Origin of the sequence: Bradyrhizobium sp. UFLA01-814 (assembly GCF_046718885.1) — a bacterium.
Classification (GTDB): Bacteria; Pseudomonadota; Alphaproteobacteria; order Rhizobiales; family Xanthobacteraceae; genus Bradyrhizobium; species Bradyrhizobium elkanii.
The window spans coordinates 22,425-47,893 of the sequence record NZ_JAQOSR010000011.1; the positions used below are offsets into that span (position 1 = coordinate 22,425).

29 protein-coding genes are annotated in these 25,469 nt (G+C 65.8%); 13 read left to right on the forward strand and 16 right to left on the reverse strand.

Annotated elements, in window-relative coordinates; translation table 11 throughout:
• The 3 genes from PMN64_RS05500 to PMN64_RS05510 are packed head-to-tail and all read right to left on the reverse strand — an operon-like array spanning position 1 to position 2,362.
• Positions 1–960 carry an ABC transporter ATP-binding protein gene (locus PMN64_RS05500; protein WP_304496022.1) on the reverse strand — a complete coding sequence of 320 codons (960 nt, stop codon included), beginning with the start codon at positions 958–960 and terminating at the stop codon, positions 1–3.
• The gene (locus PMN64_RS05505) at positions 957–1,742 is read right to left on the reverse strand and encodes an HlyD family secretion protein (RefSeq protein WP_411779977.1); all 786 of its coding nucleotides are present in this window, start codon (positions 1,740–1,742) and stop codon (positions 957–959) included. The genes PMN64_RS05500 and PMN64_RS05505 overlap by 4 nt, the downstream gene beginning before the upstream one ends.
• Positions 1,739–2,362, reverse strand: coding sequence for a TetR/AcrR family transcriptional regulator (locus PMN64_RS05510; RefSeq protein ID WP_310881229.1), 624 nt, complete (start codon positions 2,360–2,362; stop codon positions 1,739–1,741). The genes PMN64_RS05505 and PMN64_RS05510 overlap by 4 nt, the downstream gene beginning before the upstream one ends.
• Between PMN64_RS05510 and PMN64_RS05515 the strand changes: the two genes are divergently transcribed.
• Together PMN64_RS05515 and PMN64_RS05520 are read left to right on the forward strand one after the other, a co-directional pair.
• Positions 2,274–2,480 carry a hypothetical protein gene (locus PMN64_RS05515; protein WP_411780015.1) on the forward strand — a complete coding sequence of 69 codons (207 nt, stop codon included), beginning with the start codon at positions 2,274–2,276 and terminating at the stop codon, positions 2,478–2,480. The genes PMN64_RS05510 and PMN64_RS05515 overlap by 89 nt on opposite strands.
• Positions 2,481–2,637: 157 nt before the next feature.
• A complete protein-coding gene (locus PMN64_RS05520) occupies positions 2,638–3,615 on the forward strand; it encodes a hypothetical protein (protein WP_411779978.1) in 978 nt (325 codons plus the stop codon).
• Between the two features lie 29 nt (positions 3,616–3,644).
• Here the strand turns inward: PMN64_RS05520 and PMN64_RS05525 are convergent, their stop codons facing one another.
• Complete coding sequence (locus PMN64_RS05525; RefSeq protein ID WP_411779979.1) at positions 3,645–4,055, reverse strand: DUF2000 family protein; 411 nt, start codon at positions 4,053–4,055, stop codon at positions 3,645–3,647.
• Positions 4,056–4,364: 309 nt separating this feature from the next.
• Here PMN64_RS05525 and PMN64_RS05530 point away from each other — a divergent pair, with 309 nt between their 5' ends.
• Positions 4,365–5,582 carry an NAD(P)/FAD-dependent oxidoreductase gene (locus tag PMN64_RS05530; RefSeq protein ID WP_411779980.1) on the forward strand — a complete coding sequence of 406 codons (1,218 nt, stop codon included), beginning with the start codon at positions 4,365–4,367 and terminating at the stop codon, positions 5,580–5,582.
• Between the two features lie 69 nt (positions 5,583–5,651).
• Here PMN64_RS05530 and PMN64_RS05535 read toward each other — a convergent pair whose 3' ends face one another.
• From PMN64_RS05535 to PMN64_RS05575, 9 genes are all read right to left on the reverse strand, one after another.
• Complete coding sequence (locus tag PMN64_RS05535) at positions 5,652–6,059, reverse strand: DUF4189 domain-containing protein (RefSeq protein ID WP_411779981.1); 408 nt, start codon at positions 6,057–6,059, stop codon at positions 5,652–5,654.
• A 224-nt stretch (positions 6,060–6,283) separates the two neighbouring features.
• Positions 6,284–7,888 carry an NTP transferase domain-containing protein gene (locus tag PMN64_RS05540; RefSeq protein WP_411779982.1) on the reverse strand — a complete coding sequence of 535 codons (1,605 nt, stop codon included), beginning with the start codon at positions 7,886–7,888 and terminating at the stop codon, positions 6,284–6,286.
• Positions 7,885–8,586 (reverse strand): XdhC family protein, encoded by a 702-nt coding sequence (locus tag PMN64_RS05545; RefSeq protein ID WP_411779983.1) that lies wholly within the window; start codon positions 8,584–8,586, stop codon positions 7,885–7,887. The genes PMN64_RS05540 and PMN64_RS05545 overlap by 4 nt, the downstream gene beginning before the upstream one ends.
• A gap of 2 nt (positions 8,587–8,588) precedes the next feature.
• Positions 8,589–8,912 (reverse strand): XdhC family protein, encoded by a 324-nt coding sequence (locus tag PMN64_RS05550; protein WP_018272401.1) that lies wholly within the window; start codon positions 8,910–8,912, stop codon positions 8,589–8,591.
• A gap of 28 nt (positions 8,913–8,940) precedes the next feature.
• Complete coding sequence (locus tag PMN64_RS05555) at positions 8,941–10,143, reverse strand: vWA domain-containing protein (protein ID WP_411779984.1); 1,203 nt, start codon at positions 10,141–10,143, stop codon at positions 8,941–8,943.
• A 120-nt stretch (positions 10,144–10,263) separates the two neighbouring features.
• The gene (locus PMN64_RS05560) at positions 10,264–11,172 is read right to left on the reverse strand and encodes an AAA family ATPase (protein ID WP_016840416.1); all 909 of its coding nucleotides are present in this window, start codon (positions 11,170–11,172) and stop codon (positions 10,264–10,266) included.
• A gap of 48 nt (positions 11,173–11,220) precedes the next feature.
• Positions 11,221–12,027, reverse strand: a complete 807-nt coding sequence (locus PMN64_RS05565) for an FAD binding domain-containing protein (protein WP_016840415.1) — start codon at positions 12,025–12,027, stop codon at positions 11,221–11,223.
• A gap of 82 nt (positions 12,028–12,109) precedes the next feature.
• Positions 12,110–12,595, reverse strand: coding sequence for a (2Fe-2S)-binding protein (locus PMN64_RS05570; RefSeq protein WP_016840414.1), 486 nt, complete (start codon positions 12,593–12,595; stop codon positions 12,110–12,112).
• Positions 12,596–12,762: 167 nt separating this feature from the next.
• A complete protein-coding gene (locus PMN64_RS05575; protein ID WP_375763128.1) occupies positions 12,763–13,209 on the reverse strand; it encodes an SRPBCC family protein in 447 nt (148 codons plus the stop codon).
• Between the two features lie 209 nt (positions 13,210–13,418).
• On the opposite strand from PMN64_RS05575, the gene PMN64_RS05580 reads away from it, so the two are divergent.
• The 3 genes from PMN64_RS05580 (at position 13,419) to PMN64_RS05590 (ending at position 16,144) form a co-directional block, all read left to right on the forward strand.
• Positions 13,419–14,774, forward strand: a complete 1,356-nt coding sequence (locus tag PMN64_RS05580; RefSeq protein ID WP_411779985.1) for a 3-carboxy-cis,cis-muconate cycloisomerase — start codon at positions 13,419–13,421, stop codon at positions 14,772–14,774.
• 83 nt (positions 14,775–14,857) lie between these two features.
• Positions 14,858–15,640, forward strand: coding sequence for a 3-oxoadipate enol-lactonase (gene pcaD, locus PMN64_RS05585; protein WP_069279692.1), 783 nt, complete (start codon positions 14,858–14,860; stop codon positions 15,638–15,640).
• Between the two features lie 111 nt (positions 15,641–15,751).
• On the forward strand, positions 15,752–16,144 hold the full coding sequence (locus PMN64_RS05590; RefSeq protein ID WP_028339924.1) for a carboxymuconolactone decarboxylase family protein: 393 nt from the start codon (positions 15,752–15,754) through the stop codon (positions 16,142–16,144).
• On the opposite strand, the gene PMN64_RS05595 is transcribed toward PMN64_RS05590, so the two are convergent.
• A complete protein-coding gene (locus tag PMN64_RS05595; protein ID WP_028339923.1) occupies positions 16,124–16,651 on the reverse strand; it encodes a hypothetical protein in 528 nt (175 codons plus the stop codon). The genes PMN64_RS05590 and PMN64_RS05595 overlap by 21 nt on opposite strands.
• A gap of 193 nt (positions 16,652–16,844) precedes the next feature.
• On the opposite strand from PMN64_RS05595, the gene PMN64_RS05600 reads away from it, so the two are divergent.
• Positions 16,845–17,603, forward strand: a complete 759-nt coding sequence (locus tag PMN64_RS05600) for a hypothetical protein (RefSeq protein ID WP_028339922.1) — start codon at positions 16,845–16,847, stop codon at positions 17,601–17,603.
• 94 nt (positions 17,604–17,697) lie between these two features.
• Here the strand turns inward: PMN64_RS05600 and PMN64_RS05605 are convergent, their stop codons facing one another.
• Complete coding sequence (locus PMN64_RS05605; RefSeq protein WP_162832451.1) at positions 17,698–17,844, reverse strand: hypothetical protein; 147 nt, start codon at positions 17,842–17,844, stop codon at positions 17,698–17,700.
• 368 nt (positions 17,845–18,212) lie between these two features.
• Between PMN64_RS05605 and PMN64_RS05610 the strand changes: the two genes are divergently transcribed.
• The 6 genes from PMN64_RS05610 to PMN64_RS05635 all read left to right on the forward strand — a co-directional run bounded on the left by PMN64_RS05610 (position 18,213) and on the right by PMN64_RS05635 (position 24,504).
• On the forward strand, positions 18,213–19,130 hold the full coding sequence (locus PMN64_RS05610) for an ABC transporter permease subunit (RefSeq protein WP_028339921.1): 918 nt from the start codon (positions 18,213–18,215) through the stop codon (positions 19,128–19,130).
• A 10-nt stretch (positions 19,131–19,140) separates the two neighbouring features.
• Positions 19,141–20,466: a high-affinity branched-chain amino acid ABC transporter permease LivM gene (livM, locus tag PMN64_RS05615; RefSeq protein ID WP_028339920.1), complete on the forward strand. Its 1,326-nt coding sequence runs from the start codon at positions 19,141–19,143 to the stop codon at positions 20,464–20,466.
• Positions 20,463–21,296, forward strand: coding sequence for an ABC transporter ATP-binding protein (locus PMN64_RS05620; protein ID WP_411779986.1), 834 nt, complete (start codon positions 20,463–20,465; stop codon positions 21,294–21,296). The genes livM and PMN64_RS05620 overlap by 4 nt, the downstream gene beginning before the upstream one ends.
• Positions 21,293–22,042, forward strand: coding sequence for an ABC transporter ATP-binding protein (locus tag PMN64_RS05625; protein ID WP_018272406.1), 750 nt, complete (start codon positions 21,293–21,295; stop codon positions 22,040–22,042). Before PMN64_RS05620 ends, PMN64_RS05625 begins: the two co-directional genes overlap by 4 nt.
• A 167-nt stretch (positions 22,043–22,209) precedes the next feature.
• Positions 22,210–23,328 carry a branched-chain amino acid ABC transporter substrate-binding protein gene (locus PMN64_RS05630; RefSeq protein WP_411779987.1) on the forward strand — a complete coding sequence of 373 codons (1,119 nt, stop codon included), beginning with the start codon at positions 22,210–22,212 and terminating at the stop codon, positions 23,326–23,328.
• A 180-nt stretch (positions 23,329–23,508) separates the two neighbouring features.
• Positions 23,509–24,504: a P1 family peptidase gene (locus PMN64_RS05635; protein ID WP_411779988.1), complete on the forward strand. Its 996-nt coding sequence runs from the start codon at positions 23,509–23,511 to the stop codon at positions 24,502–24,504.
• A 130-nt stretch (positions 24,505–24,634) separates the two neighbouring features.
• On the opposite strand, the gene PMN64_RS05640 is transcribed toward PMN64_RS05635, so the two are convergent.
• Complete coding sequence (locus PMN64_RS05640; protein ID WP_411779989.1) at positions 24,635–25,417, reverse strand: EF-hand domain-containing protein; 783 nt, start codon at positions 25,415–25,417, stop codon at positions 24,635–24,637.
• Positions 25,418–25,469: the final 52 nt, after the last annotated feature.

The window sequence follows — 25,469 nt, forward strand, 5'->3', positions numbered from 1 at the left end:
TTATCCCTGAAAGTTGTCCTTGGAGCGCCCCATCAGGTCGATGAAGACGTCCTCGAGCGACGGCTCGCTGGCCTGCCATTGCCATTTCGAATTGTCCCGATAGGGCGCGATCGCGGCCTCGAGCGCCGCCTTGTCGCGGCCGGAGACATGCAGGCTGGTTCCGAACGGCGCCACCATGTCGACGCCGGGCTTGTCCGTGAGTTCGGCCATCAGGCCGTTGAAGTCCTCGCCCGTCACCGTCCAGGTCGACAGCGCGGACGCGGCGATCACCTCGTCCACCGTGCCATGCGCCAACAGATGACCGTAGGCGATGTAGGCGATCTCGTGACAGCGCTCGGCCTCGTCCATGTAATGGGTCGACACCAGCACGGTGAGGCCTTCAGCGGCGAGCGCGTGGATCTCGTTCCAGAAATCGCGCCGCGCCTTGGGATCGACGCCGGCGGTCGGCTCGTCCAGCAACAGCAATTGCGGATTGGGCAGCGTGCAGGCGCCGAGCGCCAGCCGCTGCTTCCAGCCGCCGGAAAGGTTGGCGGCGAGCTGCTCCTCGCGGCCCTTCAGTCCGATCCGCGCGATCATGTCGGCCGCGGCGCCGCGCGCGTCCGGCATGCCGTAGAGCCGCGCCACGAATTCGAGATTCTCGCGCACCGACAGATCCTGGTAGAGGCTGAAGCGCTGCGTCATGTAGCCGACCTTGCGCTTGATCTTGTCGGCATCGCGCCGGATGTCGTAGCCGAGGCAGGTGCCCTCGCCGCTGTCGGGCGTCAGCAGGCCGCACAGGATGCGGATAGTCGTGGTCTTGCCGCTGCCGTTGGGGCCGAGGAAGCCGTAGATCGAGCCGCGCTTGACCTGCATCGACAGGTCATGGACCACCTCGCGGCCGCCAAACGACTTGGTCAGGCCCTTCACATCGATGGCGATGGAGGATGCGTCGGACCGCGCGCTGGTGGAGCCGCCGTTCATCTGCGGTCCGCCACCGGCGTCTTGGGATTGAGGTAGATGCTGATCGGCTGACCGACGCGCAGCACATCGGGCCGGCTCGGCCGCGCCTGGATCAGATAGACCAGCTTGTTGCGCTCATCGAGGCTGTAGATGACCGGCGGCGTGTACTCCGCCGTGGTGGCGATGAAGTAGATCTTTGCGGTGAGGTCGGCGGCGCAATTGTCGCAGGTCACCCTCACCTCGTCGCCGAGCGCGAGCTTCGGCAGCTCGGCCTCCGGCACGAAGAAGCGCAGCTTCATGTTGCCGGGCGGCATGATCGACAGCACCGGGCGCTGCGCCTGCACCATCTCGCCCTCGCGGAAATAGATCTGCTGGATCGAGCCCGCGATCGGCGCAAAGCCCTTGCGACGGTCGAGCCGGGTCTGCGAGGTGTTGACCCGCGCCTCCGCCACGCGCAGCGCCGAGACCGCGGAATCCAGATTGGCCTGGGTACCGGCGCCGGTGCCGCGCAGCGAGGCCGCGCGGTCATAGCTCTGCCGCGCGTTGGCCAGGGTCGCGTTGTTCTGATTGAGATCGGCGCGCTGCAGGTCGTCGTCGACCGAATAAAGCAGATCGCCGGGCTTGACCTCGTCGCCCTCGCGCACGTTGAGCTTGATGACGCGGCCGGATTCATCGGGGCTGACGAAGATCATGTCGGCCTCGACCCAGCCCTGGAAGCCGGGATCGCGCTTCTCCTGGCAACCGGCCAGCGTCGCCGCCAGCACGGCTGCCGTCACAAGCTTCATCATGCGCGAGCCGGTCATGGCTTGCTCCGTTCGCCGAAGATCAGATCGAGATGAACCTTGAACATCGCGAGGGCATCGAGCGGCGCGTGCCGGGCAAACAGGCTCTGCCAGATCACCGCGACGATCGCGGGCGCCACGACGAGCTGGGGAAACTGCGCGAGCTGGCGCTGCCTGATCTCGCCGCGCGTGATCGCGAGCTGGATCAGCGCCTGCATCGCGGCCATCCCCTTCGACACCACCTCGCGGAAATAGAAGTCGGCGATCGCCGGGAAGCGCGGCCCTTCGGAGACGATCAGGCGGATGATGTCGCCGCGCCGGGTGGACACGACCTCGCGGATGAAGGTCTCGGCAAATCTCTCCACCGCATCGCGCACCGGGCCGGTGATGGTCGGCGGCGCGGCCATGCGATTGACCAAGGGCACGACGGCGGTGCGGATCAGCTCCTCGAACATCGATTCCTTGTCCTTGAAGTACAGATAGAGCGTGCCCTTGGCGACGCCCGCCCGCTTGGCGACATCGTCGAGCCGCGTCGCGGCAAAGCCGCGCGCGATGAACTCGTCCATCGCCGCCTCGACGATCGCAGCGCGTCGCTCTGCCGATTTCTCGGCGCGGTTCGCGGCGGGCTTCGGCTCAGGCAGCTTTGCCGAGGCCACCTTCGTAATCCTCGCCGCGGCAGCCCGGATCGTGGTGGTCCGGCGCTTGGCGGACCGGGAGCGGGTCGTTTCTTCGGTGCGCTTTGTCATGGCCATAATATGACTGACCAGTCAGTCACTGTCAATGCGTTCAAGGAAAACGTCTGCCGGCCGGAAGCGTTCCTGTCCGCCTTTCCGGGTCCTTGGGGTGCGCACAGGTTCGCGATCTCGCGGCGCAAATGCCCGAGTTTGCTGCTTATTTCCGTCCCTCCGGAGAACAGATGGCGCAGGGAAAGTCGGTTGCCGATCGCACCCACGGGCCCTGTGCAACAAGAAGGCGCAGGGGTGGCACCACAGGTGTAACCGGAGCAATCCGGCTTTCCCTGCGCGATGCGCTACGGCTCACTTCGTGCTCTCCCCGGCAAGATCGGGGGGATTTTGATACAAGCGATCGGCTGGGGGAAACGCCTATGAGCGATTGGTTACACAATCTTTCCGTGCCGTGGATGGCCTTCATCGTCTTCGGCTTCACCTATCTTGTTGCCATACTGATTTTCGCAGGCGTTGCGATCCTGTCGACCAAGGAGCGCGCAACGTCCTTCAAATCGATCTCGCCCGGCATGTTGCCGGTGCTCGGCATCCTTTTCGGCCTGTTTGTCGCGTTCACCGCGGCACAGGTCTGGAGTGACAGCGACCGCGCCACCGCGGCGGTGAGCCGCGAAGCCAGTTCGTTGCGGGCGGTCATCTTGCTCGCCGGCGGCCTGCCGCCGGAGCAGGAGGCGCGCCTGCGCGGCCTCGTTCGCGACTACGTCGAGGAAACGGTCGCCGTGGAATGGCCGATGATGGCGCGCCAGGCTGCATCGCTCAAGGCAGCGCCTCCCGCGCTGACCGCGGCGTTGCGGCTTGTCGTATCAACGCCCGCGCAAAACCCTGGCCAGCAGACGACGCAGCACGAGATCATCACCAATCTGAATTCGGCACTCGATGCGCGACGACAACGGATCATCGTCAGCCAGACGGAAGTCGACTCGATCAAATGGTGGTGCCTCTACCTTCAGGCCATCTGCGAGCTATTGGTCATTGCCCTTGTTCACTGCGACGACCGGTTGGGATCCGCCATCGCGATGGGACTGTTCGCGACCGGCGTGGCAACATCGGTTCTGCTGATTGCCGCGCATGATCGACCATTCACCGGTCAGATATCGATTGCGCCGACGCCGCTGCTGCAGATCATGCCGGACAAGGAGGCGAGCCGATAAGCGCCGGACCGCACTACGCTCGCTGTCCGCTACGTGTGAAACTTCAGCCCGTCGAGAATCTTGTCGACCACCTTGCGCTCGGCGCGAATGGCGAGGCCGACCAGATTGAGCTCGCTGCGCGCAACCGCCTTCACCACCTCGCGGTTGGCGGCGTCGTGCGTGGTCTTGAACATGTCCTCGGTGTAAAGCGCCGGCTGCACGTTGCGCGCCAGCGCGCGCTCCAGCGCCCGCGACAGCGCGGGCCCGTCGGCGCCGTAGATCAGGATCGGCTGGCCGATCAGGGAGAGATATCTGGTCCCCGAGCCGTCCTGGTAATTCTCCCCGATGCATTCGGGAAAGGAAGCTGCGATGCCGCCGGCCAGAAACGACGCCACGTTGAGCTTCTGCCAGACTTCCAGGTCGGTGCGGATCACGACCGCGATCTTGGTGTCGAACTGCATGGCGATAAATCTATCCGCAGGTTGACGACAAACGCCAGTTCTGACCGCGCATCCCTCATCTGCCCGCCAGGCGCTGACGTTCGTTTCTTAAGCAACCCACGGGCGGACCCTGCCCGCCTGAAGGGCGACGTCGCGGCCGGCGAAGCTGATATCGCTGCGGCGAAGAAGCTCAACTCACACGTCGACCGCTGGCCATGTGCGCTGCAAGGCCCGGCCCCGTGCCGGGACGGAAAGCGATAGTCAGGTCCTGCGCCGCGTAGTAGGCTTCGGGCGTTCGATTATCATCAGCATATTTCAGGGCATTGCATCATGATCAGCAAGGCCGATGTTGTTGTTATTGGTTCGGGCGGATTGGGCGCGGCCACAGCCTATTACCTGAGCAAGCGTGAAGGTCTCAGCGTCGCCCTTGTCGACAAGCATGAGATCGGATCGCAAACCTCGCCCCGCGCGGCAGGCATGGTGAGCTGCGCGCGCAAGAGCGACCTGATGATCGGCCTCATCAAGGACGCATGTCGCAAGATCGAGACGTTCACGGAAGAAACCGGTCAGCCGCTCGACTGGGTGCATTCGGGCAGCCTGAAGGTTGCGCGCCGGCCGCAGGACGCCGAAGTGATCGAGGACGACTTCGAGCGCGGACGCCGCACCGGCCTCGATGTCGAGCTGATCTCTCCGGAAGAGGCGAGCGGTCTCAATCCGTTCCTGCAGCCGGCGGGTGTCGTCGCGGCGATGCGGATCGGCGACGACCGGTATTTCGACCCGGCGCAGGTTGCCGTCGGATTCGCCAAAGCCGCGGCGGCCAATGGTGCAACTTTGCTGCCGAAGACCGACGTGCGCGCCGTCAACATCGTCGGCGGCACCGTGATCGGTGTGACCACCGCGAACGGCGTCATTGAAAGTCCGGTTGTCGTCGATGCGGCCGGTGCGTGGACCCGGCAGGTCGCGGAGGCGAGCGGGATTCGCGTGCCGCTGGTGCCGACCCGGCAGCAATTGATCGTCACCGAGCCTTTGGATGGCGCGCGTGCCGACTTGCCGATGATCCGCATCATGGATGCCGCGGTGTATACCCGCCCGTGTCAGGGCGGTTTCCTGTGGGGTGTTTACGAGGAAACGCCGCGCTTCTTCGACATGCAATCGCTTGGGGCCGGCTTCGACGTCAAGGACATGCCGCTCGACATCGGCGTGCTTCATGCAGCCGCCGATGAGGTCAAGGACCAGCTCCCGTTCCTGCAAACCGCCAAGGTGCGGGAGTTTCGCGGCGGCATTCCGACGATGACCGCCGACGGCCATCATATTCTTGGCCCGGCCGCCGGCGTGGCCGGCTTCTATTTTGCGAGCGGATGCAACGTCGCCGGTCTGTCGATCTCGCCGACCGTCGGCGAGGCGCTCGCGACCTGGATCGTGGACGGCGAGCCGCCCGTCGATCTATCGCCGATGTCGGTCACGCGGTTCAAAGACCAATCGTGGTCTGAAGACCAATTGGAGCGCGACGCCGCCTGGCAATACCGACACTTCTACGGTGCCGTCTGAGCGCGGCTCGGACTGAGGGCTATCGGCGCGCCTTGCCAGCCAGGCGGACCTTGCGGATCGGCGGCCGCCCTACCCCTTGGCATCGCAGGCCCAGGCGCGGATCACGCATTCCTTGCCGCCATAGTCGTAGCACTTCTTGGTCGCGGCATTGAGCGAGCTCGAGATCTTCGGCGCTACGGCATAGCCATGGGCGCCGCAGGGATTCTTCATGTCGATCGAGAGCGCGGCGCAGGCGCGCTTCATGGTCACGGTGGTGCAATCGCCCTTGCACTGCTTCAGCGCCGCGGCACGCGCCGCGCCTTCCGCCGGATAGTCGTAGGCCTGGCCGTAGGCTCCGCACTTGCCGACGGCGAACGCGCCGGCCGCGCGCGCCTTGGGCACGAAGGTTTCCACCGAGAAACGCGTGGCGCCAAGCAGCAACGTTAGAACAAAAATCGTCAGCGCGCGACGCTGCGCGGCGGCGGTCGAAATGATCAAGCGGAAATCCCCCAAAGTCCGGCGCGGACTCTACGCAGGGGTCGTTTCCAGATGGTGAATGACGGGTTGAGAGCGACGCTGCTCCATCCCCTCGTCGTCCCGGCGAAGGCCGGGACCCATAACCACCGAACGTTGTTGTTGGCGGGGATGCGGCCGCAGCCGCGCAAGACAATCTGCATTTGTGGTAATGGGTCCCGGCCTTCGCCGGGACGACGCGGATGGAGCTAAACGCGCCTTGCCGCTTCCAGCGCCTGCGGCGTGTCGATGTCGAGGAAGGCGCTGTTGCCTTCGACCGGGACCTCGGCGACCACCTCGGCATGCTTGGTGATCAAATGACGGGCGCCGATGTCGCCGTCGAGCGTCATCAGCTCCTTGAAGAAGCGCCGCGACCACAGCACCGGATTGCCGCGGCGGCCCTCGCTAACGGGGACCGCGATCAGATGGCCGCGGTCGGGCGCGAAGGTCTCGATCAGGCGATCGATCAGCTTCGCATCGATCAGCGGCATGTCGCCGAGGCAGACGATCGCGCCGTCGGCGCTGTCCGACACCGCCGAGATGCCTGCCTTGACCGAGCCGGCGAGACCGCCGGCGAAATCCGGGTTGCGGACGAACTTGACCTTGAGGCCATCGAGCGCCTGCTCGACCAGCTCGGCCTGATGCCCGGTGACGACGATCACCTCGGAAGCCTTCGACGCCAGCGCCTGCTCGGCGACGATGCGCGCGAGCTTCTTGCCGTCGAGCTCGGCGAGCAGCTTGTTCGGGCCGCCCATCCGGGTCGAGCGGCCGGCGGCAAGCACGATTGCCGCGACGTTGCGGTTGCCTTCGGTGTCCGGCACGGTGCGCGGCTGCGGCCGCGTCACGATCTCCATCAGCAGGCCGCCGACGCCCATGCCGGTGAGATCCGACCGCTTCACCTTGATGCCGGCGAGCAGCCGCATCAAGACCCAGTCAAAGCCGTTCTCGACCGGCGAACGCGCGCAGCCCGGCGCGCCCAGCACCGGCACGCCGCCGACGCTGCCGATCAGCAGCAGATTGCCCGGATCGACCGGCATGCCGAAATGCTCGACGGCGCCGCCGATCTCGGTGATTGCAGCGGGAATGACATCGCGGCGGTCGGCGATCGCGGACGCCCCGAACACGATGACGAGCTCGGCGCCCAGCTCGAGCAATTCCTTGATCGAGTCGGCGAGCACCGCCTCGTCATGCGGCACCCGGCGCTCGGCGATGATGGTGGCGCCGGCCGGCGCGAGCCGTTCGGCGGTGACGCGCAGCGTCTTGTCGATCACCTTCGGCGCGAGGCCCGGCAGCAGCGTCGAGACCACGCCGACCTTCCGGATCACATAGGGCGCGATGCGCAGCGTGTCCTTGCCGGCCACCGCGACGGCGGCATCGCGTAAGCGCCCCTCGACGCCGAACGGGATCAGCTTGACGGTTGCGATCATCTCGCCTTCGACCACCGGCTTGAATGCGGCGAGGGTTGCGAAGGTGATGGCCTCGTCGACGTCGTTGATGCGGTCGACCGCGGCGCGATCGATCACCAGCACGCCGGGGCGCGCCGCGAACAGATTGGCGCGGCCGGTGAAAGCGCGCTCGACATTGACGCCCTCGCCGGCCACCGCCTGCGCGATGCTGGCGGCCGCGGCGTCCTCGGAAACGTCGCCCTCGTCGAGCCGCACCACGACGATCTCGTCGACGCCGGCCTTGGTCAGCGCCTCGACCTCGGCGGGGCCGATCGTGGTGCCCTTCTTGAGCACCAGCGTGCCCTGGCGGAGGGTATGAACGGTGACGCCGCCAATCGCGTCGGCCGGACTGGCGGGACCGAATTTCATGCCGCTTCTTCTTTTTGCTTGGGAGGCAGGCGCAGCTGCGCGGTGATCTCGGCCATGATCGCGACCGCGATCTCCGACGGCGACACCGCGCCGATATCGAGGCCGATCGGCGCGTGGATGCGCGCGATGTCGCTGTCCCTGGCGCCCTGCGCGCGCAGCCGCTCGGCGCGCTTGGCGTGGGTCTTCCGCGAGCCGAGCGCGCCGATATAGAAGCAGTCGCGGTCGAAGGCGTGCAGCAGCGCCGGATCGTCGATCTTCGGATCGTGCGTCACTGCGACGAAGGCGGTGTAGTGATCGACATTGAGCGGCGGCAGCGCGACGTCGGGCCATTCGGCGACCAGCGGCACGTCGGGGAAGCGCTCCGGGCTCGCAAACGCGGTGCGCGGATCGACCACCGTGACGTCATAGTCGAGCGAACGCGCCAGCGGCGCCAGCGCCTGGCTGATATGGACCGCGCCGATGATCACGAGCTTTGCGGTCGGCGCGTAGACGTTGAGGAACAGCTTCTTGGTGCCGACCTCGACATTGCCGCTCTTGCCCATCCGCAGCTGCTTTGAGAGCTCGGCGCGCAGCGGATCGGCGGCGATGTCCGCGGCCTTGACCAGGCGCTGATCGCCATTGGCGGTGTCGGTGACGATGATCACCGGGCGGCGCGCGGCGCGCTCGGCGTTCAGCTCTTTCAGGATCTCGAGTTTCACGGCTAACCGACCTTCTCGACGAAGACGCGGATGGTGCCGCCGCAGGACAGGCCGACATTCCAGGCCGTCTCGTCGGCAACGCCGAATTCGAGCATTTTTGGCTGGCCGCTCGCGATGACGTCGAGCGCTTCCGTCACGACTGCGCCCTCGACGCAACCGCCGGAGACCGAGCCGAGGAACGTGCCGTCGTCATTGATGACGAGGCTCGAGCCGGCCGGGCGCGGCGCCGAGCCCCAGGTCTCGACCACGGTGGCAAGGGCCACGCCATGGCCCTCTTTCTGCCAGGTCTCGGCGGCCTGCAGGATGTCTTCGTCGCGGTTCAGCATGGCGGCCTCCTGTGAAATTGGATGCTTCTTAGGCTACAGAGCGGATCAGGCTGCGGTGGTGCGCCGGCGGCGGGGATGACAGCGCCCCGATCAAGCCCTTGATGGACGTCAAGTTATGCACCGGGCGAAATTCGTCAACGTGGGGCAACATCATTTTGATACCCTGCGCCTTGGCCTCGAAGCCGGAGTAGCGCAGCAGCGGATTGAGCCAGATCAGGCGGCGGCAGGAACGGTGCAATCGGTCCATCTCGAAGGCCAGTTTCGCATCGGCCTCCCGTTCTAGTCCATCGGATATAAGGAGGACGATGGCGCCCTGCCCCAGCACCCGGCGGGCCCAGAGCTGGTTGAAGCTGTGCAGTGAGGTCGCGATCCGCGTCCCGCCGGCCCAGTCCTCGACCGAGGACGAGCAGCTCGCCAGCGCCTCGTCGGGGTCACGGGCCCGCAACGCCCGCGTCACATTGGTCAGGCGGGTGCCGAACAGGAATACCGAGACCCGCTTGCGGGCGTCGGTGATGGCATGCAGGAAATGCAGGAACAGGCGGGTGTACTCGCTCATCGAGCCCGAGATATCGAGCAGCGCCACGATCGGCGCCGGCTTCTCGATCCGGCCGAGCTTTCTGATATCGATGATCTCGCCGCCGGTGCGCAGCGAGTTGCGCACGGTGCGGCGCATGTCGAGCCGGAGGCCCCGCGCGTCCGGCTGGTAGCGGCGGGTCACGAGTTCGGCCTGCGGCAGCCGCATCTTGGCGATCTCGCGCGTCACCTCGGCGATCTCCGCTGCGGTCATCTGCGCAAAATCCTTCTTCTGCAGCACCTCCTTGTCGGAGACCGAGAGCTTGAGCTCCTGCTCCTGGGCCTGCGGCCGCTCCTCGCTCTTCGCCGGCTGCGCCATCGCCTCCTGGACCCGGCGCGAGGCCGGCGGCGGCTTTTTCCTGGCGTGGTCGGGCAGCGGCACCGAATCCAGCATGCTCTTCCACTCCTCGGCGGCGCGGAAGAACAGCATAAAGGCCTGGCGGAAGATCAGCGCGTGCTCATGGCGCTTGACGAAGATCGCTTCCAGCGTGGCGTAGAAATCGGAGCGATGCCCGACCTCGATCAGCTGCAGCGCGTCGAGCGCATCGATCACCGAGCCCGGCCCGACCGGCAGTCCGGCCGCCCGCAGCGCGCGGGCAAAGCCGATCACGTTGTCGGCCATGTGCCCGGTCGGAGGCGCGAGGTGGTTGATCGCCATTGTGATCCATTTCCCGTCGTTCCGGGGCGCGCGCGAAGCGAGCGAACCTGGAACCTCGAGATTCCGGGTTCGATGCTGACGCATCGCCCCGGAATGACGGACGTTGTTATGACGCGCGACTTACGTCTCGCTCGTCGCTTCCTTCAATGTCTTCTGCAACGCATCGCCCTGCATGCGCGCGATGTCGTCCTGATACTTCAAGAGCGCGCCCAGCGTGTCGCCGACCACCTGCGGCGTCAGCGAGCGGGCGTCGAGCTCGGACAGCGCGGTGGCCCAGTCGATGGTCTCGGCGACGCCCGGCGACTTGTAGAAGTCCTGGTTGCGCAGCGCCTGCACGAAGCGGACGACCTGCTGCGACAGCTTTGCGGAAATGTTCGGCACCCGCGACTTGACGATCGCGAGCTCGCGCTCGGCGGAGGGATAATCCACCCAGTGATAGAGGCAGCGCCGCTTCAGCGCGTCATGAATCTCGCGCGTGCGGTTCGAGGTGATGATCACGATCGGCGGCGCCGGCGCTTTCACGGTGCCGAGTTCGGGGATCGTGACCTGGAAGTCGCTGAGGATTTCCAGCAGATATGCCTCGAACGCCTCGTCGGCGCGGTCGAGCTCGTCGATCAGCAGCACCGGAGGACCTGCGACATCGGGCTCAAGCGCCTGCAGCAGCGGCCGCTTGATCAGAAAGCGTTCGGCGAAAATATCGCTCGCGAGCTGGTCGCGATCGGTATCGCCGGAAGCCTCCGCAAGGCGGATCGCGATCATCTGCGCCGCACTGCTCCACTCGTAGACCGCGGAGGCGACGTCGAGGCCCTCATAGCATTGCAGGCGGATCAGCTTGCGCCCGAGCGCTGCCGACAACACTTTTGCGATCTCGGTCTTGCCGACACCGGCTTCGCCTTCGAGGAACAGCGGCCGGCCCATCCGCAGCGCGAGATAGGTCACGGTCGCGAGCGACCGCTCGGCGAGATAGCCGCGCGAGGTCAAGAGATCCTCGAGCGCATCGACGGAAGTGGGTAACGCCGATGCACTCATGGAACAGCCAGTCTTCGAACGAGAGTGAGCAAAGTCACGCCTTGGTACTTAGTCCTTGGCGTTCGCGGTTTCCACCGCCCGGCGCGTCAAAACGCCGATCAGATGCGCGCGGTATTCCGCACTGCCGTGCAGGTCGCTGTTCAGCCCGTCGGCCGAAACCGCGATGCCGTCGAGCACCTTGTGCGAGAAGCGCTTCTTAAGAGCGTCCTCGAACGCGGTAACGCGGAATACGCCGTCGGAGCCCGCACCGGTGACCGCGACGCGCACGTCGGACGGACGCTTGGCCACGAACACGCCGACCAACGCATAACGCGAGGCCTGGTTGCGGAACTTGACGTAGGCCGCCTTCTTCGGCAGCGGGAACATCACCTTGGTGATGATCTCGTCGGCCTCCAGCGCGGTCGAGAAAAGGCCCTGGAAATACTCCTCGGCCTTGAGGCGGCGCTTGTTGGTGACGATGGTCGCGCCCAGCGCCAGCACCGCGGCCGGATAGTCGGCGGTCGGGTCGTTATTGGCGAGCGAGCCGCCAATGGTGCCGCGGTGGCGCACCGCGGGATCGCCGATCAGGCCGGCCAGCTCGGCCAGCGCCGGGATCGCCTCGCCCACGACCGCGGAGTTCGCGACTTCGGCGTGCTTGGCGGTGGCGCCGATGACCAGCGAGCGGCCCTTCATCTCGATCGTGTCGAGACCTTCGATATGGGAGAGGTCAACCAGATGCGGCGGGCTGGCGAGCCGCTGCTTCATGACCGGCACCAGCGTGTGACCGCCGGCGATCAGCTTGGCGTCCTCGTTCTTCACCAGGAGGTTGGCGGCCTGCCGCACGGTGCCGGGACGGTGATATTTGAATTCGTACATTGGAATGTCCTGATCGCAGATCGCGATATTACTGGGGCATGATCTTTTCGGAAAACCGCTTCACACTTTTCCGGATCATGCCCTAAGCGAGGTCCGACTTCGCCATCGCCTTGGCGCCGGCGGCGATCGAAGCGACGATGTTCTGGTAGCCGGTGCAGCGGCACAGATTGCCTTCCAGCTCCTCGCGGATCACCTCGTCGGAGAGCTCGTGGCCCTTGCGATGGACCAGGTCGACCGCGGTCATGATCATGCCCGGCGTGCAGAAGCCGCACTGGAGGCCGTGATGCTCGCGGAAGGCCTCCTGCATCGGATGCAGCGGCGCGCCATCGGCCGCCAGCCCCTCGATGGTCTTGACCTCATGACCGTCGGCCATCACCGCAAGCGTCGTGCAGGACTTCACCGCCTTGCCGTCCAGATGCACGACGCAGGCGCCGCACTGCGAGGTGTCGCAGCCGACATGGGTGCCGGTCAGCCGCAGGTTTTCGCGCAGGAACTGGACCAGAAGGGTACGGGGGTCGACATTCGCGTTCACGGGGTTGCCGTTCACGATCATTGAAATCTTGGCCATCAGCACTCTCTTATCTGCGCCACCGCATATCGGCGAAGCAGGCGGTTTTAAATCATTCCAGACGGCATAATATGGGCGCGCCCCGCGATGGGCAACCTTTCGAGCCACCCATCCAGGACATAACGGCAAGACATGGCCGGACCTGAATAATCCAGCCGAACGGCGGGCTAACCCTGCACCGCCTTGGCGAAATTTGCAAAGAATTCATCGGCCAGCTTCTTGGCGGCGCCGTTGATCAGGCGCTGGCCGAGCTGGGCGAGCTTGCCGCCGATTTGCGCCTCCACATTGTAGCTCAGAAGCGTGCCGCCATCCTTGTCGGCAAGGCCAACGGTGGCGCCGCCCTTGGCAAAGCCGGCCACCCCGCCCTCGCCTTCGCCTGAGATCTTGTAGCCGTTCGGCGGGTCGAGATCGCTCAATGTGACCTTGCCCTTGAAGCGGGCAGAGACCGGGCCGACCTTCATCTTGGCGGTGGCGCGGAAACCGTGATCGTCGGTCTTCTCCAGCTCTTCACAGCCGGGAATGCAGGCCTTCAACACTTCGGGATCGTTGAGTTTGTCCCACACAGCCTGGCGCGGCGCTGCAAGCTGGACTTCGCCGGTCATTGTCATGGCCATGGGGGATCTCCTCGATCGCTAGAACCTTTTCCCCAAGTAAAGCAGCCGGGGCGCAAAGGAAAGGGCACCTTCGGAGGATGAGCGATGCATATTCGCAACCGCAGCAAGCCAAGCCCGTTGTTCACGAAATCGCGCAATCCGCGGTGTTGAAAATGCAGGCAGCCCCGGGGCATTGGCAGGGACGCGCGGGAATGGTTAGGTCGCCGGCCATGAGCACAGCCCTCTCTCCCCTGCTCGCGCCGATGCTGTCGAGCGCCGCGATGCGCGCGGTATGCGACGACACCGCCACGCTGCAGAACATGCTGGATTTCGAGGCCGCGCTGGCCCGCGCCGAGGCGGCCTGCGGCGTGATTCCCGCAGCTGGCGCGGGACCGATCGCTGCGGCCTGCAAGGCCGAATCATTCGACCTGGCCGCGCTGGCCGACGCCGCGACGCGGTCCGGCAATCTGGCGATCCCGCTGGTGAAGGCCCTGACCGCCAATGTCGCCAAGGCCGATGCCGAGGCGTCGCGCTACGTGCATTGGGGCGCGACCAGCCAGGACGTCATCGACACCGCGACGATGCTGACGTTGCGCGCGGGGATCGACGCGCTGCTGGCCGACCTCGACCGCGCCGTTGCCGGCTTCGCCAGGCTTGCGCGCGCCCATCGCGACACCGCCGTGGTGGCGCGGACCTGGCTGCAGCACGCCCTGCCGATGCCGTTCGGCCTCAAGCTCGCCGAATATGCCGCGGCGCTGCATCGCTCCCGCAAGCGGCTGCAACACCTGCGCCGCGAGACGCTGGCGTTGCAATTCGGCGGCGCCGCCGGGACGCTCGCCGCGCTTGGCGACAAGGGCCTCGCGGTCGCCGCCGCCCTTGCGCAAGAGCTCGATCTGCCGCTGCCGGATGCACCCTGGCATACCCATCGCGACCGCATCGCCGAGGCCGCGTCGGTGTTCGCGATCCTCGCCGGCAGCTGCGGCAAGATCGCGCGCGATGTTTCGCTGATGATGCAGACCGATGTCGGCGAAGCCTTCGAGCCCGCAGGCGCCGGCCGCGGCGGCTCCTCGACCATGCCGCACAAGCGCAATCCGGTCGCCGCCGCAAGCGCGCTGGGGGCTGCGACCATGGCGCCGAACCTCGCCGCCACGATCTTCGCCGCGCAGGTGCAGGACCATGAGCGCAGCGCCGGTCCGTGGCATGCGGAATGGCCGACCTTGCCGGGCCTGATGCTGGTGACCTCGGGCGCGCTTGCCGCCATCGTCGACCTCTCCGAGGGGCTCGAGGTCGATGCGGCGCGGATGCGCAGCAATCTCGACGCGACCCATGGGTTGATCATGGCGGAAGCCGTCACCTTCGCGCTCGCCGACAAGATCGGCAAGAGCGACGCCTACCATCTGATCGAGGCCGCCAGCAAGCGCGCGGTCGCAGAGAAGAAGCATCTGCGCGAGGTGCTGTCGGCGGACGCCAAGGTCACCGCACATCTCGACGCGAAACGAATCGCGGAATTGTTCGAGCCGATGGCCTATCAGGGCGCCTCGCAGGCGCTGATCGACCGCCTGCTGGCTTCACTGGATGACAAATAGCGACGATGTCATTGCCGGACAAAAGCGCGAAGCGCGTCTTCGCGCAGATGACCCGGCAAGCGCATGACGAGAGGGACAAGACGATGCCGATGATCAACGCCGACGGGTGCCTGCTCAACGTCCAGGTGGACGGCCGCGACGGCGGACCGACCTTGATGCTGTCGAACTCGCTCGGCTGCACCTTGCAGATGTGGGAGCCGCAGATGCGGGCACTGACGCAGCTGTTCCGCGTCATCCGCTACGACCGCCGGGGTCACGGCAAGTCCGGCGTGCCGGCGGGCCCCTACTCCATGGAGCGCTTCGGCCGCGACGTGCTGGCGATCCTCGACGACCTCAACATCGAGAAGGTGCATTGGTGCGGGCTGTCGATGGGCGGCATGGTCGGACAGTGGCTGGGAGCGAATGCTCCGGAAAGATTCGGCAAGATCATCCTCGCCAACACCGCCTGCTACTATCCCGATCCGACCAACTGGCTCAACCGCATCAAGGCGGTGAAGGAAGGCGGCATCGCCGCCGTTGCCGACACCGTGATCGCGGGCTGGCTGACCGCCGATTTCCGCGAGCGCGAGCCGGAGACCGCGGCGCGCATGAAGGCGATGCTGGTTGCCTCGCCGGTCGAAGGCTATCTCGCCTGCTGCGAGGCGCTGTCGACACTCGACCAGCGCGCGCTGCTGCCCAGGATCAAGAGCCCGACCCTGGTGATCGCAGGAAAGCAGGACATGGCAACACCGGTGTCGGCGGGTGAGATGATCCGCAGCGGCATTCCCGGCGCCAGCATGACGCTGCTCGATGCCGCGCATATTTCCAATGTCGAGCAGTCGCACGCCTTCACCGAAGCCGTGGTCGGCTTCCTGACGCAGCGGTAATCCACAACCACAGACGTCATTGCGAGGAGCAAAGCGACGAAGCAATCCATGCCTCGTCAATCGGTGAGATGGATTGCTTCGCTTCGCTCGCAATGACGGGAGGAGACGTCAATGGACGACAATCAGCGCCGCGACGACGGCATGACGCAGCGCCGCAAGGTGCTCGGCAATGAATGGGTCGACAAGTCGATCAAGAACCGCAACGCGTTCAACACCGACTTCCAGGACCTGATCACGCGCTATGCGTGGGGCGACATCTGGACCCGGCCGCATTTCGATCACCGCACCCGCCGCGTGCTTGTGATCGGCACCATGGTCGCGCTCGGCCAGTGGGACGAATTCCGCCTGCATGTGCGCGCGGCGCTCGCCGAAGGCGGCTTCACGCCCGAGGACATCAAGGAGATCCTGCTGCAGCAGGCGATCTATTGCGGCGTGCCGGCGGCCAATCACGCCGTCAAGGAAGCCGGCGCAATCATTGCCGAGCTAGGGTTGTTGAAGGGATAGCTCGCTCGCAGGCGCGCCCGCCTCGACGACAGGCGCCTCGACGGCTCGCTTCGGCGAGGTCTCGAACAACATCACGATCGCGGTCCCGAGCAGCATCAGAAGCTCGGATGCATGCATGCGCAGCGCTTCGACCTCGCCGACTTTGGAAGCGATCATCATGCTGGCGAAGCTCAGCACGCTGCCGAGGCAGAGCGCCACCGCCAGCGCCTCGTCGGCGCCGCTGCTGCTCTTGCGCAGCGGAGAGAACGCGGTCATCGCGAGGAAGACGGCGAAGAACGCCACCACGGTGATCCGCGCCAGCGCGAGCAGCCACGCGAGCCGCACCGTCGCCATCTTGCCGAGGTGCAGATAGTCGCTGGCATAGAACGCGATCGACACGCTCGGCCGCTCATAGAGGCCATGGATCGGCGACACCATGATGCTGAAGGCAATGATGGTCCAGACCGGAATGAAATAGGCCGCAAGCAGCGCGCCATTGAAGGAGCTGATCCGCCAGTTGTTCGACATTGCCGCTTCCCGTGCTTCCCGCGCCTTATCCGATCGGCGACGATTCAGGGCGCGAGCTAACGCCGATCAATTGCCGGCAGCAATTTAAACCCTTTGTTAAGGTTAAGCGCGATGCGATGGTTCCGGATCGATGCGATCGGGGCCCGGCCGGGATCGGCGCGAGATCGGCGCCAGCCGGGATAAAGGGGGTAAAATGACCGAAAGAACGCGCGTTTTCGTCGCAACGCCCTGCTACGGCGGCGATCTGAAGATGGCCTATGTGTTGTCCGCCCTGAAGCTTCAGGCTGCGGCCACGGCCCGGGGCATCGACATCCAGTTCCATCTGATCGGAAACGAATCGCTGATCGTCCGCGCCCGGAACGAACTGGCCCACCAATTCCTTGCATCCGGCGCCAGCCATCTCCTGTTCATCGATGCCGATATCGGGTTCGAACCCGAGTCCGTGTTCCGGCTGCTGGATTGCGGCACTGACGTTTCGGCCGCGGCCTATCCGCTCAAGCACATCGATTGGGCCAAGGTGCAGCGGGCTGCGGAGGCCAAGCGCAAGAACCTCGCGTCATCCTCGCTGGACTATGTCGTCACATGGGAGGGCGACCAGATCACGGCGCGCGGCGACGGCTTCGCCAAGGTCCGATATGCCGGAACCGGCTTTCTCATGATGAAGCGATCCGCCCTCGTCAGACTGTGCGACGCCCATCCCGAACTCAAATATCGGGCGAACCACAAGTCCAACGACTTGAACACCGGCGACCTGGTTCGCGCCGACCTCGACCGCGTGTCGCTGTTCGAATGCATGATCGACAAGACGACCGGCGAGTATTTGTCCGAAGATTACGCGTTCTGCCGGCGCTGGATCGATCTCGGCGGCGAAATCTGGCTCGACCTTCGAAGCGAGCTCACGCATTTCGGTTCGTACGCCTTCCGCGGCCGCTTCGCCGACCAGTTGGCCTGAACAAGACAGCCCAAGCGAAAAGGATTTAAGCCTGAACAAGGAAGGCCTCGCCTTTCGGCGAGGCCTCCCCGCTAGTTCGGCTCAATTGTCCGAATTAGCGCTCCGGATTGGGCTTCTGGCCCTGCCGGCCCGGATCCTGCTGTTGCTGGCCGGGCTTCTGGCCGCCGCCCTGCTGCTGCTGGCCGGGCTTCTGATTGGGGTTCTGGTTCGGCTGTCCCGGATTCTGATTTGGGTTGCTCATTCAGCTACTCCCTTTGCTTTCATCAAGCTGGGGACAACGCGCGCGGCGGAAGCGCGGTTCTCGGGGAACACGGGTTCCGGCGTGATCATTGCAGGGCAAAGCCATGTCGGCCCTGTGACATCGGAACCGCATCCGCCAAACTAGTTATGTACAAGCCCTTTCTGCTGCTGCCACGCTGTTGCCGCGGCCGGGGTTCCACTGTTAGAAAACGACACGACGCGATGGATCAGGCTGCCGGGGCCCTCGCCGCGTCACCCTCGACGTAGCGTTTTCGAGCGAAGTGGGAACCGGTTCGCGTGAAGAAAGCGCGTCCAGATCAACACGAGAGCCTGGTCGGTTCTCAACCGAACAGGCTCTGACGGCAGCGTATGGATTATTTCGCCCAGCAACTGATCAACGGCCTCGTGCTCGGTTCGATCTACGGCCTGATCGCCATCGGCTACACGATGGTCTACGGCATCGTCGGCATGATCAACTTCGCGCATGGCGACATCTTCATGATCGGCGGCTTCATCGCGCTGATCTCGTTCCTGGTGCTGGTGTCGCTCGGCCTCACCGCGATCCCCCTGATCCTGCTGATCGTGCTGCTGGTCTCGATGGCGATCACCGCGCTCTATGGCTGGACCATCGAGCGCATCGCCTACCGGCCCTTAAGGCATTCGTTCCGCCTGGCGCCGATGCTGTCGGCGATCGGCATGTCGTTCGTGCTGACCAATTTCTCGCAGGTGTCGCAGGGCGCGCGGGTGAAGCCGGTGCCGCCGATCATCACCGGCGGCTATACGCTGCACGAAGGCTCGTCGGGCTTCGCCGTGCAGCTCTCCAACATCCAGATCATGGTCGTGCTGGCCACCATCGTCGTGCTGGCGCTGTTCACCTGGCTGGTCTCGCGCACCCGGCTCGGACGCGACATGCGCGCCTGCGAGCAGGACCAGACCATGGCCGCGCTGCTCGGCGTCGACGTCGACCGCACCATCTCGATGACCTTCGTGATCGGCGCCGCGCTCGCCGCGGTCGCAGGCATGATGTATCTCTTGTATTACGGCCTGGTCGATTTCTTCATGGGCTTCGTCGCCGGCATCAAGGCGTTCACCGCCGCCGTGCTCGGCGGCATCGGCTCGCTGCCGGGCGCGATGCTCGGCGGGCTCGCGATCGGCCTGATCGAGACGTTCTGGTCGGCCTATTTCTCGGTGGAGTACAAGGACGTCGCCGCGTTCTCGATCCTGATCGTGGTGCTGATCTTCATGCCGACCGGCCTGCTTGGCCGTCCCGAAGTCGAAAAAGTCTGACAGGCACTTCGTGAGCGCGACCTCAGCCCGCCCCTCGCACGCCGCGCAGCCCTCGGGCAGCGCCTTCATTCTCAAGAAAGCCCTGATCAGCGCCCTTGTCGCGCTGGTGCTGTTCTCGCTGATGATCGGCATTCGCACCGAGGCCGGGCCACAGGGCGGCCTGATCTACTGGACGCGGTTCGGCGACCTCGCAGCCCTCGTAGGCGCGGTGTTCGGCGGCAGCATCGTCGTCGAATTGCTGCGGCAATGGTGGGGACCGGTCGACAAGGACCGCGTCGTGCCGAAGCCGGTGCAATCGGCGATGTCGTTCGCCGGCCGCTGGCTGGCGCCGGCGCTCCTGGTGTTCACCTTCCTCGTGCCTGTCATCTTCTACAACCAGCGCTACATTCTCGACCTGTCGATCCTGGTCCTGACCTATGTGATGCTGGGATGGGGATTGAACGTCGTGGTCGGCCTCGCCGGCCTGCTCGACCTCGGCTACGTCGCCTTCTACGCGGTCGGTGCCTATTCCTATGCGTTGCTTGCGACCAATTTCGGATTGTCGTTCTGGGTCTGCCTGCCGCTTGCCGGCATCCTGGCGGCGTTCTGGGGCGTGCTGCTCGGCTTCCCGGTGCTGCGGCTGCGCGGCGACTATCTCGCGATCGTGACGCTCGCCTTCGGCGAGATCATCCGCCTCGTCATCATCAACTGGCAGAGCCTGACCGGCGGCCCCAACGGCGTCTCGGGAATTCCACGCCCGACCATGTTCGGCATTCCGCTGACGGCGGGTGATGACGGGCTCGCCGCCAAGCTCGGCATCGAATTCTCGCCGACCCATCGCCTCGTCTTCCTGTTCTACCTGATCCTGGCGATGGCGCTGATCACCAACTGGGTGACGATCCGGTTGCGGCGGCTGCCGATCGGCCGCGCCTGGGAGGCGCTGCGCGAGGACGAGGTCGCCTGCCGCGCGCTCGGCATCAACACCACGACGACCAAGCTGACGGCGTTCGCGACCGGTGCGATGTTCGGCGGCTTAGCCGGCGCGTTCTTCGCCACGCGGCAGGGCTTCATCAGCCCGGAATCCTTCACTTTCCAGGAATCGGCGCTGGTGCTGGCGATCGTGGTGCTCGGCGGCATGGGCTCGCAGCTTGGCGTGGCGCTCGCCGCGCTGACCATGATCGGCGGCTTCGAGCTGTTCCGCGGCCTCGATCAATACCGCATGCTGGTGTTCGGCATGGCGATGGTGCTGCTGATGATCTGGCGGCCGCGCGGGCTGATCGGCCATCGCTCGCCGACCGTGTTCCTGGAACGCAACCAGGCGATCTCGTCCGACCTCGTCAAGGAGGGCCACGGATGAGCGGCGACCACATCCTCACCGTCGACCGCCTGATGATGCGCTTCGGCGGCATCGTCGCGGTCAACGAGCTGTCCTTTGCCGCCGAGCGGCGCAAGATCACCGCGCTGATCGGGCCGAACGGCGCCGGCAAGACCACAGTGTTCAACTGCATCACCGGGTTCTACCGGCCGAGCGGCGGCGCGATCCGCCTCGCCCATGACGACGGCCGCACCATCCAGCTCGAGCGGCTGAACGATTTCCGCATCTCCAAGCAGGCCAAGGTGGCGCGCACCTTCCAGAACATCCGGCTGTTTCCCGGCATGACGGCGCTGGAAAATCTGATGGTCGCCCAGCACAACGCGCTGATGCGCGCCTCGGGCCTGACCCTGCTCGGACTGCTCGGCCTGCCGTCCTGGCGCGAGGCCGAGCAGCGCGCCATCGATCTGGCGCGGACCTGGCTCGCGCGCGTCAGCCTGCTCGACCGCGCCGACGATGCCGCGGGCAACCTGCCCTATGGCGACCAGCGCAGGCTCGAGATCGCGCGCGCGATGTGCACTGAACCTGCGCTGCTCTGTCTCGACGAGCCGGCGGCCGGCCTGAACGCACGCGAGAGCGGCGGACTCAACGAACTGCTGCTGTCGATCCGCAACGAACAGGGCACCTCGATCCTCCTGATCGAGCACGACATGTCGGTCGTGATGGAGATCTCCGATCACGTCGTGGTCATGGATTACGGCGTCAAGATCGCCGAAGGCCCGCCGCAGACGGTGCGCGACGATCCCAAGGTGATCGCCGCCTATCTCGGCGCCGACGAGGAAGAGGCGATCGCCGTGATGGAGAGCGGCACGTGAGCGCGGCACAGGCAACGACACCCCTGCTCGCGGTGCGCGGCGTGCGCGCGGCGTATGGCAAGATCGAGGCGCTGAAGGGCGTCGATATCGAGATCAATCGCGGGGAGATCGTCGCCCTGATCGGCGCCAACGGCGCCGGCAAGTCGACGCTGATGATGACGATCTTCGGCCGGCCGCGCGCCCGCGCCGGCGCCATCGAGTTCGACGGCCGCGACATCACCGGCGTGCCGACCCACGAGATCGCGCGGCTGCGCATCGCACAATCGCCGGAGGGCCGGCGGATCTTTCCGCGCATGAGCGTCGCGGAAAACCTGCAGATGGGCGCCGATGCCACCGAATGCAGCGAGGCCGAGCGCGCAGCCGGGCTGGAGCGGGTGTTCGCGCTGTTCCCGCGCCTGAAGGAACGGGTCGCACAACGCGGCGGCACGCTGTCGGGCGGCGAGCAGCAGATGCTGGCGATCGGTCGCGCCCTGATGAGCCGGCCACGCCTGTTGATGCTGGACGAGCCCTCGCTCGGGCTCGCGCCGCTGATCGCCCGCCAGATCTTCGACGCCATCCGCACGCTGAACCGGCAGGACGGCCTCACCGTGCTGATCGTCGAGCAGAACGCCAACCATGCGCTGAAGCTCGCCCATCGCGGCTATGTCATGGTCAACGGCCTGATCACGCTGGCCGGAACCGGCGCCGAATTGCTGCAGCGCCCGGAAATCCGCGCCGCCTATCTGGAAGGCGGCCGCCGCGGCTAGCTTGACGTTCCGTGCCGCCCCCGCAAGCAAGACGCGGCGGATGCAGCGTCGATTTGCCTGAAAATTGCCGGTGACTTCGCCGCGAAATCAGCTGAGAATGCCCGCGGTTTTGGGGCCCGGCGTGCCGGGCCCCTCCCGCAAGAGGCAACGACCACGAGGGACGTCTCATGAAATCACTGAAGCTCATCGGCCTGGCACTTGGCGCTTCGTTCGCATTATCGGCGAGCGCGTTCGCGCAAGACATCACCATCGCAGTCGCGGGCCCGATGACGGGCTCCGAATCCGCTTTCGGCCGGCAGATGAAGAACGGCGCCGAGCAGGCGGTCGCCGACATCAACGCCGCCGGCGGCGTGCTCGGCAAGAAGCTCGCGCTGGAAGCCGACGACGACGCCTGCGATCCGAAGCAGGCGCGCTCGATCGCGGAAAAGATCGGCTCTTCGAAGATCCCGTTCGTGGCCGGCCATTTCTGCTCGTCGTCCTCGATCCCGGCCTCCGAAGCCTATGCCGACGCCAACGTGCTGCAGATCACCCCGGCCTCGACCAACCCGCTGTTCACCGAGCGCAAGCTCTGGAACGTGGCGCGCGTCTGCGGCCGTGACGACCAGCAGGGCCTGGTCGCCGCCGACTACATCATGAAGAACTACAAGGGCAAGAACGTCGCGATCCTGAACGACAAGACCACCTACGGCAAAGGCCTCGCCGACGAGACCAAGAAGGCGCTGAACAAGGCCGGCTTCCAGGAGAAGATGTTCGAGTCCTACAACAAGGGCGACAAGGACTTCAACTCGATCGTCTCGCGCCTGAAGCGCGACAACATCGATCTGGTCTATGTCGGCGGCTACCATCAGGAAGCCGGCCTGATCCTGCGCCAGATGCGCGACCAGGGCCTGCAGACCGTGCTGATGGCGGGCGACGCCATGAACGACAAGGAGTTCGCCTCGATCACCGGCCCCGCGGCCGAAGGCACGCTGTTCACCTTCGGCCCGGACCCGCGCAACAAGCCGACCGCGAAGGCGATCGTCGAGAAGTTCAAGGCCAAGAACATCGACCCCGAGGGCTACACGCTCTACACCTACGCCGCGATGCAGGTCTGGACCCAGGCCGTCGCCAAGGCCAGCTCGACCGACGCCAAGAAGGTGATGGACACCATCAAGGCCGGCGAGTGGGACACCGTGCTCGGCAAGATGGCCTTCGATGCCAAGGGCGACATCAAGGCGATCGATTACGTCGTCTACAAGTGGGACGCCAAGGGCAACTATACCGAGATCAATCCGAAGGGCTCCTGAGCCTCTCGCGCGTCTGATCCAATCAGAGATACGAGAACGCCCCGGTCCGCCGGGGCGTTTTTTTGACCTGATGCCTGCAAGTCTTACCGCACGTCTCCGCCCGCCCGCGCGCCGGACGGTTGATGCATCCGTCGCGGCTGCTATACCGGATCGATCGGACAGCAGGCGGATGGACCCAGCGTGAAAAACCTTCTCACCGATATTGCCGGCGTTGCCGTCGGCCATGCCGACGATCCCACGGTCGCCTCCGGTGTCACCGCCATCCTGTTCGAGCGGCCGGCGGTCGCCTCGATCGATGTCCGCGGCGGCGGTCCCGGCACCCGCGAGGAAGCGCTGCTTTCGCCGCACAACGTCGTCGAGGCAATCGACGCCATCGCGCTGTCCGGCGGCTCGGCGCACGGGCTCGATGCCGCCGGCGGCGTGCAGGCCTGGCTCGCCGAGCGCGGCCGTGGCTTCCGCATCCGCGACGCGGTGATCCCGATCGTGCCGGGCGCGATCTGCTTCGACTTGCTCAACGGCGGCAACAAGGCGTGGGGACGCTTTCCGCCCTATCGCGATCTCGGCTACGCGGCGGCCAATGCGGCCTCTGATGCCTTCGAGCTCGGCAGCGTCGGCGCCGGCATGGGCGCGACCACGGCCAATCTGAAGGGCGGCCTCGGCTCGGCGTCCGACGTGACCGATGACGGTGTGAAGGTGGCGGCGCTCGCGGTGGTCAACGCGGTCGGCAGCGTCACGGTCGGCAGCGGCCCCTGGTTCTGGGCGGCGCCGTTCGAGGTCGGCGGCGAGTTCGGCGGGCGCGGCCTGCCGCCCTCGTTCACGCCGGACATGCTGAAGGCGCGGCTGAAGGGCGGCGCCGACGCCAGCGCCGCCGAGAACACCACCCTCGTCGTCGTGGTGACCGATGCGCAGCTGACGAAGCCGCAGGCGCGGCGGCTTGCGATGATCGCGCAGACCGGCATGGCGCGCGCGATCTATCCGGTGCACGCCCCGCTCGACGGCGACGTGGTGTTTGCCGCCGCGACCGGCGCCAAGCCGATCGATCCGCTGTTCGGCCTCACCAAGCTCGGTGCGCTCGCCGCCAACACGGTGGCGCGCGCCATCGCCCGCGGCGTCCATTCGGCGACCGCGCTGCCGTTCGCCGGCGCGTTGCCGAGCTGGCGGGACAGATTCGGTTAGTTCGAGTTGAAGCGACGCGCTCGCGGAGACTCCCCCTCACCCGGAACGCATCTAGCGATGCGTTCCGGCCTCTCCCCGCACGCGGGGCGAGGCGGAGACTGCCGCTCTATCCGATGCGAAGACTATCGCCTTACGCGCTGACCGAAATCGCAGCGAAGTTCTGCGCGGAGATCGCCTTCGCCTGGCGCTGGATCAGCTGCTCGACGATATTGTAGGACGAGGCCGCGTTGAGGGTCGCGGAGGATGCGGCCGGCGTCGTCATCGCCACCTTCGAGCCGTCGGCATAGGTCGTCGTCGTGGTGGTCGAGCCGTCGCTGTTGGTCACCGACGTCGAGGTCGCGCCGTCCAGCGCCTGCATCAAGGGATCGGAGCCCGATCCGCCCGCGCCGGAGCCGGAGCCATCGGTCGAGCCACTGGCCATGTGATGGCGATGATGGCCGCCCTTGTGGCCCTGCAAGGCCTGGGACATCTCGTCGAGGCTGACGCTGCCGTCGCCGTTGCTGTCGAGCTTGGAGAACACGTCGTCGGCCTGCGCCGTGTTGGTGCCGCCGGCGCCGAGCGCGTTCTCGAATTCGGACTGGGTGATCTTGCCGTTGCCGTCGGCATCGATCTGCGAGAACAGGTCCTTGAGCGCATCGGAGCGGCTGGCCGCCGTCCGGCTGTTTGAAACCGCGGTCTGGGATTGGCTTTGCGCGGAAATCAGCGCGCCCATCGTCAGCGGCGAGATCTGCGCGGAGCCGCTGCCGGTGCTGGTGCTGCCGCCGGTCGACGTCGATGTACCGGTCGAAGGGGCGAACAGGCCGGTGGTCTGACTCCCCTGACCGGAGCTGCCGGTCTGGGTCGTCGACTTCGACGACATCAGCGAGCTCAAGAGGTCAATGGCCGACGACGCAGCGCCAAGGGCGAACAGCATGGCAATACTCCAACAGGGCCGCGCCTGGCGGCTCAAACGCTGGTCAGTGGCT

Coding starts and splice junctions, on each gene's coding strand:
- PMN64_RS05595 (WP_028339923.1), bottom strand. CDS start 16,651: ATGTCGAACAACTGGCGGATCAGCTCCTTCAATGGCGCGCTGCTTGCG.
- PMN64_RS05550 (WP_018272401.1), bottom strand. CDS start 8,912: ATGCTGAACCGCGACGAAGACATCCTGCAGGCCGCCGAGACCTGGCAG.
- PMN64_RS05555 (WP_411779984.1), bottom strand. CDS start 10,143: ATGGCGATCAACCACCTCGCGCCTCCGACCGGGCACATGGCCGACAAC.
- PMN64_RS05525 (WP_411779979.1), bottom strand. CDS start 4,055: ATGCAGTTCGACACCAAGATCGCGGTCGTGATCCGCACCGACCTGGAA.
- pcaD (WP_069279692.1), top strand. CDS start 14,858: ATGCCGATGATCAACGCCGACGGGTGCCTGCTCAACGTCCAGGTGGAC.
- PMN64_RS05530 (WP_411779980.1), top strand. CDS start 4,365: ATGATCAGCAAGGCCGATGTTGTTGTTATTGGTTCGGGCGGATTGGGC.
- PMN64_RS05620 (WP_411779986.1), top strand. CDS start 20,463: ATGAGCGGCGACCACATCCTCACCGTCGACCGCCTGATGATGCGCTTC.
- PMN64_RS05520 (WP_411779978.1), top strand. CDS start 2,638: ATGGCGCAGGGAAAGTCGGTTGCCGATCGCACCCACGGGCCCTGTGCA.
- PMN64_RS05590 (WP_028339924.1), top strand. CDS start 15,752: ATGGACGACAATCAGCGCCGCGACGACGGCATGACGCAGCGCCGCAAG.
- PMN64_RS05505 (WP_411779977.1), bottom strand. CDS start 1,742: ATGACCGGCTCGCGCATGATGAAGCTTGTGACGGCAGCCGTGCTGGCG.
- PMN64_RS05565 (WP_016840415.1), bottom strand. CDS start 12,027: ATGTACGAATTCAAATATCACCGTCCCGGCACCGTGCGGCAGGCCGCC.
- PMN64_RS05640 (WP_411779989.1), bottom strand. CDS start 25,417: ATGCTGTTCGCCCTTGGCGCTGCGTCGTCGGCCATTGACCTCTTGAGC.
- PMN64_RS05605 (WP_162832451.1), bottom strand. CDS start 17,844: ATGAGCAACCCAAATCAGAATCCGGGACAGCCGAACCAGAACCCCAAT.
- PMN64_RS05630 (WP_411779987.1), top strand. CDS start 22,210: ATGAAATCACTGAAGCTCATCGGCCTGGCACTTGGCGCTTCGTTCGCA.
- PMN64_RS05575 (WP_375763128.1), bottom strand. CDS start 13,209: ATGGCCATGACAATGACCGGCGAAGTCCAGCTTGCAGCGCCGCGCCAG.
- PMN64_RS05515 (WP_411780015.1), top strand. CDS start 2,274: ATGAACTCGTCCATCGCCGCCTCGACGATCGCAGCGCGTCGCTCTGCC.
- PMN64_RS05540 (WP_411779982.1), bottom strand. CDS start 7,888: ATGAAATTCGGTCCCGCCAGTCCGGCCGACGCGATTGGCGGCGTCACC.
- PMN64_RS05570 (WP_016840414.1), bottom strand. CDS start 12,595: ATGGCCAAGATTTCAATGATCGTGAACGGCAACCCCGTGAACGCGAAT.
- PMN64_RS05600 (WP_028339922.1), top strand. CDS start 16,845: ATGACCGAAAGAACGCGCGTTTTCGTCGCAACGCCCTGCTACGGCGGC.
- PMN64_RS05580 (WP_411779985.1), top strand. CDS start 13,419: ATGAGCACAGCCCTCTCTCCCCTGCTCGCGCCGATGCTGTCGAGCGCC.
- PMN64_RS05610 (WP_028339921.1), top strand. CDS start 18,213: ATGGATTATTTCGCCCAGCAACTGATCAACGGCCTCGTGCTCGGTTCG.
- PMN64_RS05560 (WP_016840416.1), bottom strand. CDS start 11,172: ATGAGTGCATCGGCGTTACCCACTTCCGTCGATGCGCTCGAGGATCTC.
- PMN64_RS05500 (WP_304496022.1), bottom strand. CDS start 960: ATGAACGGCGGCTCCACCAGCGCGCGGTCCGACGCATCCTCCATCGCC.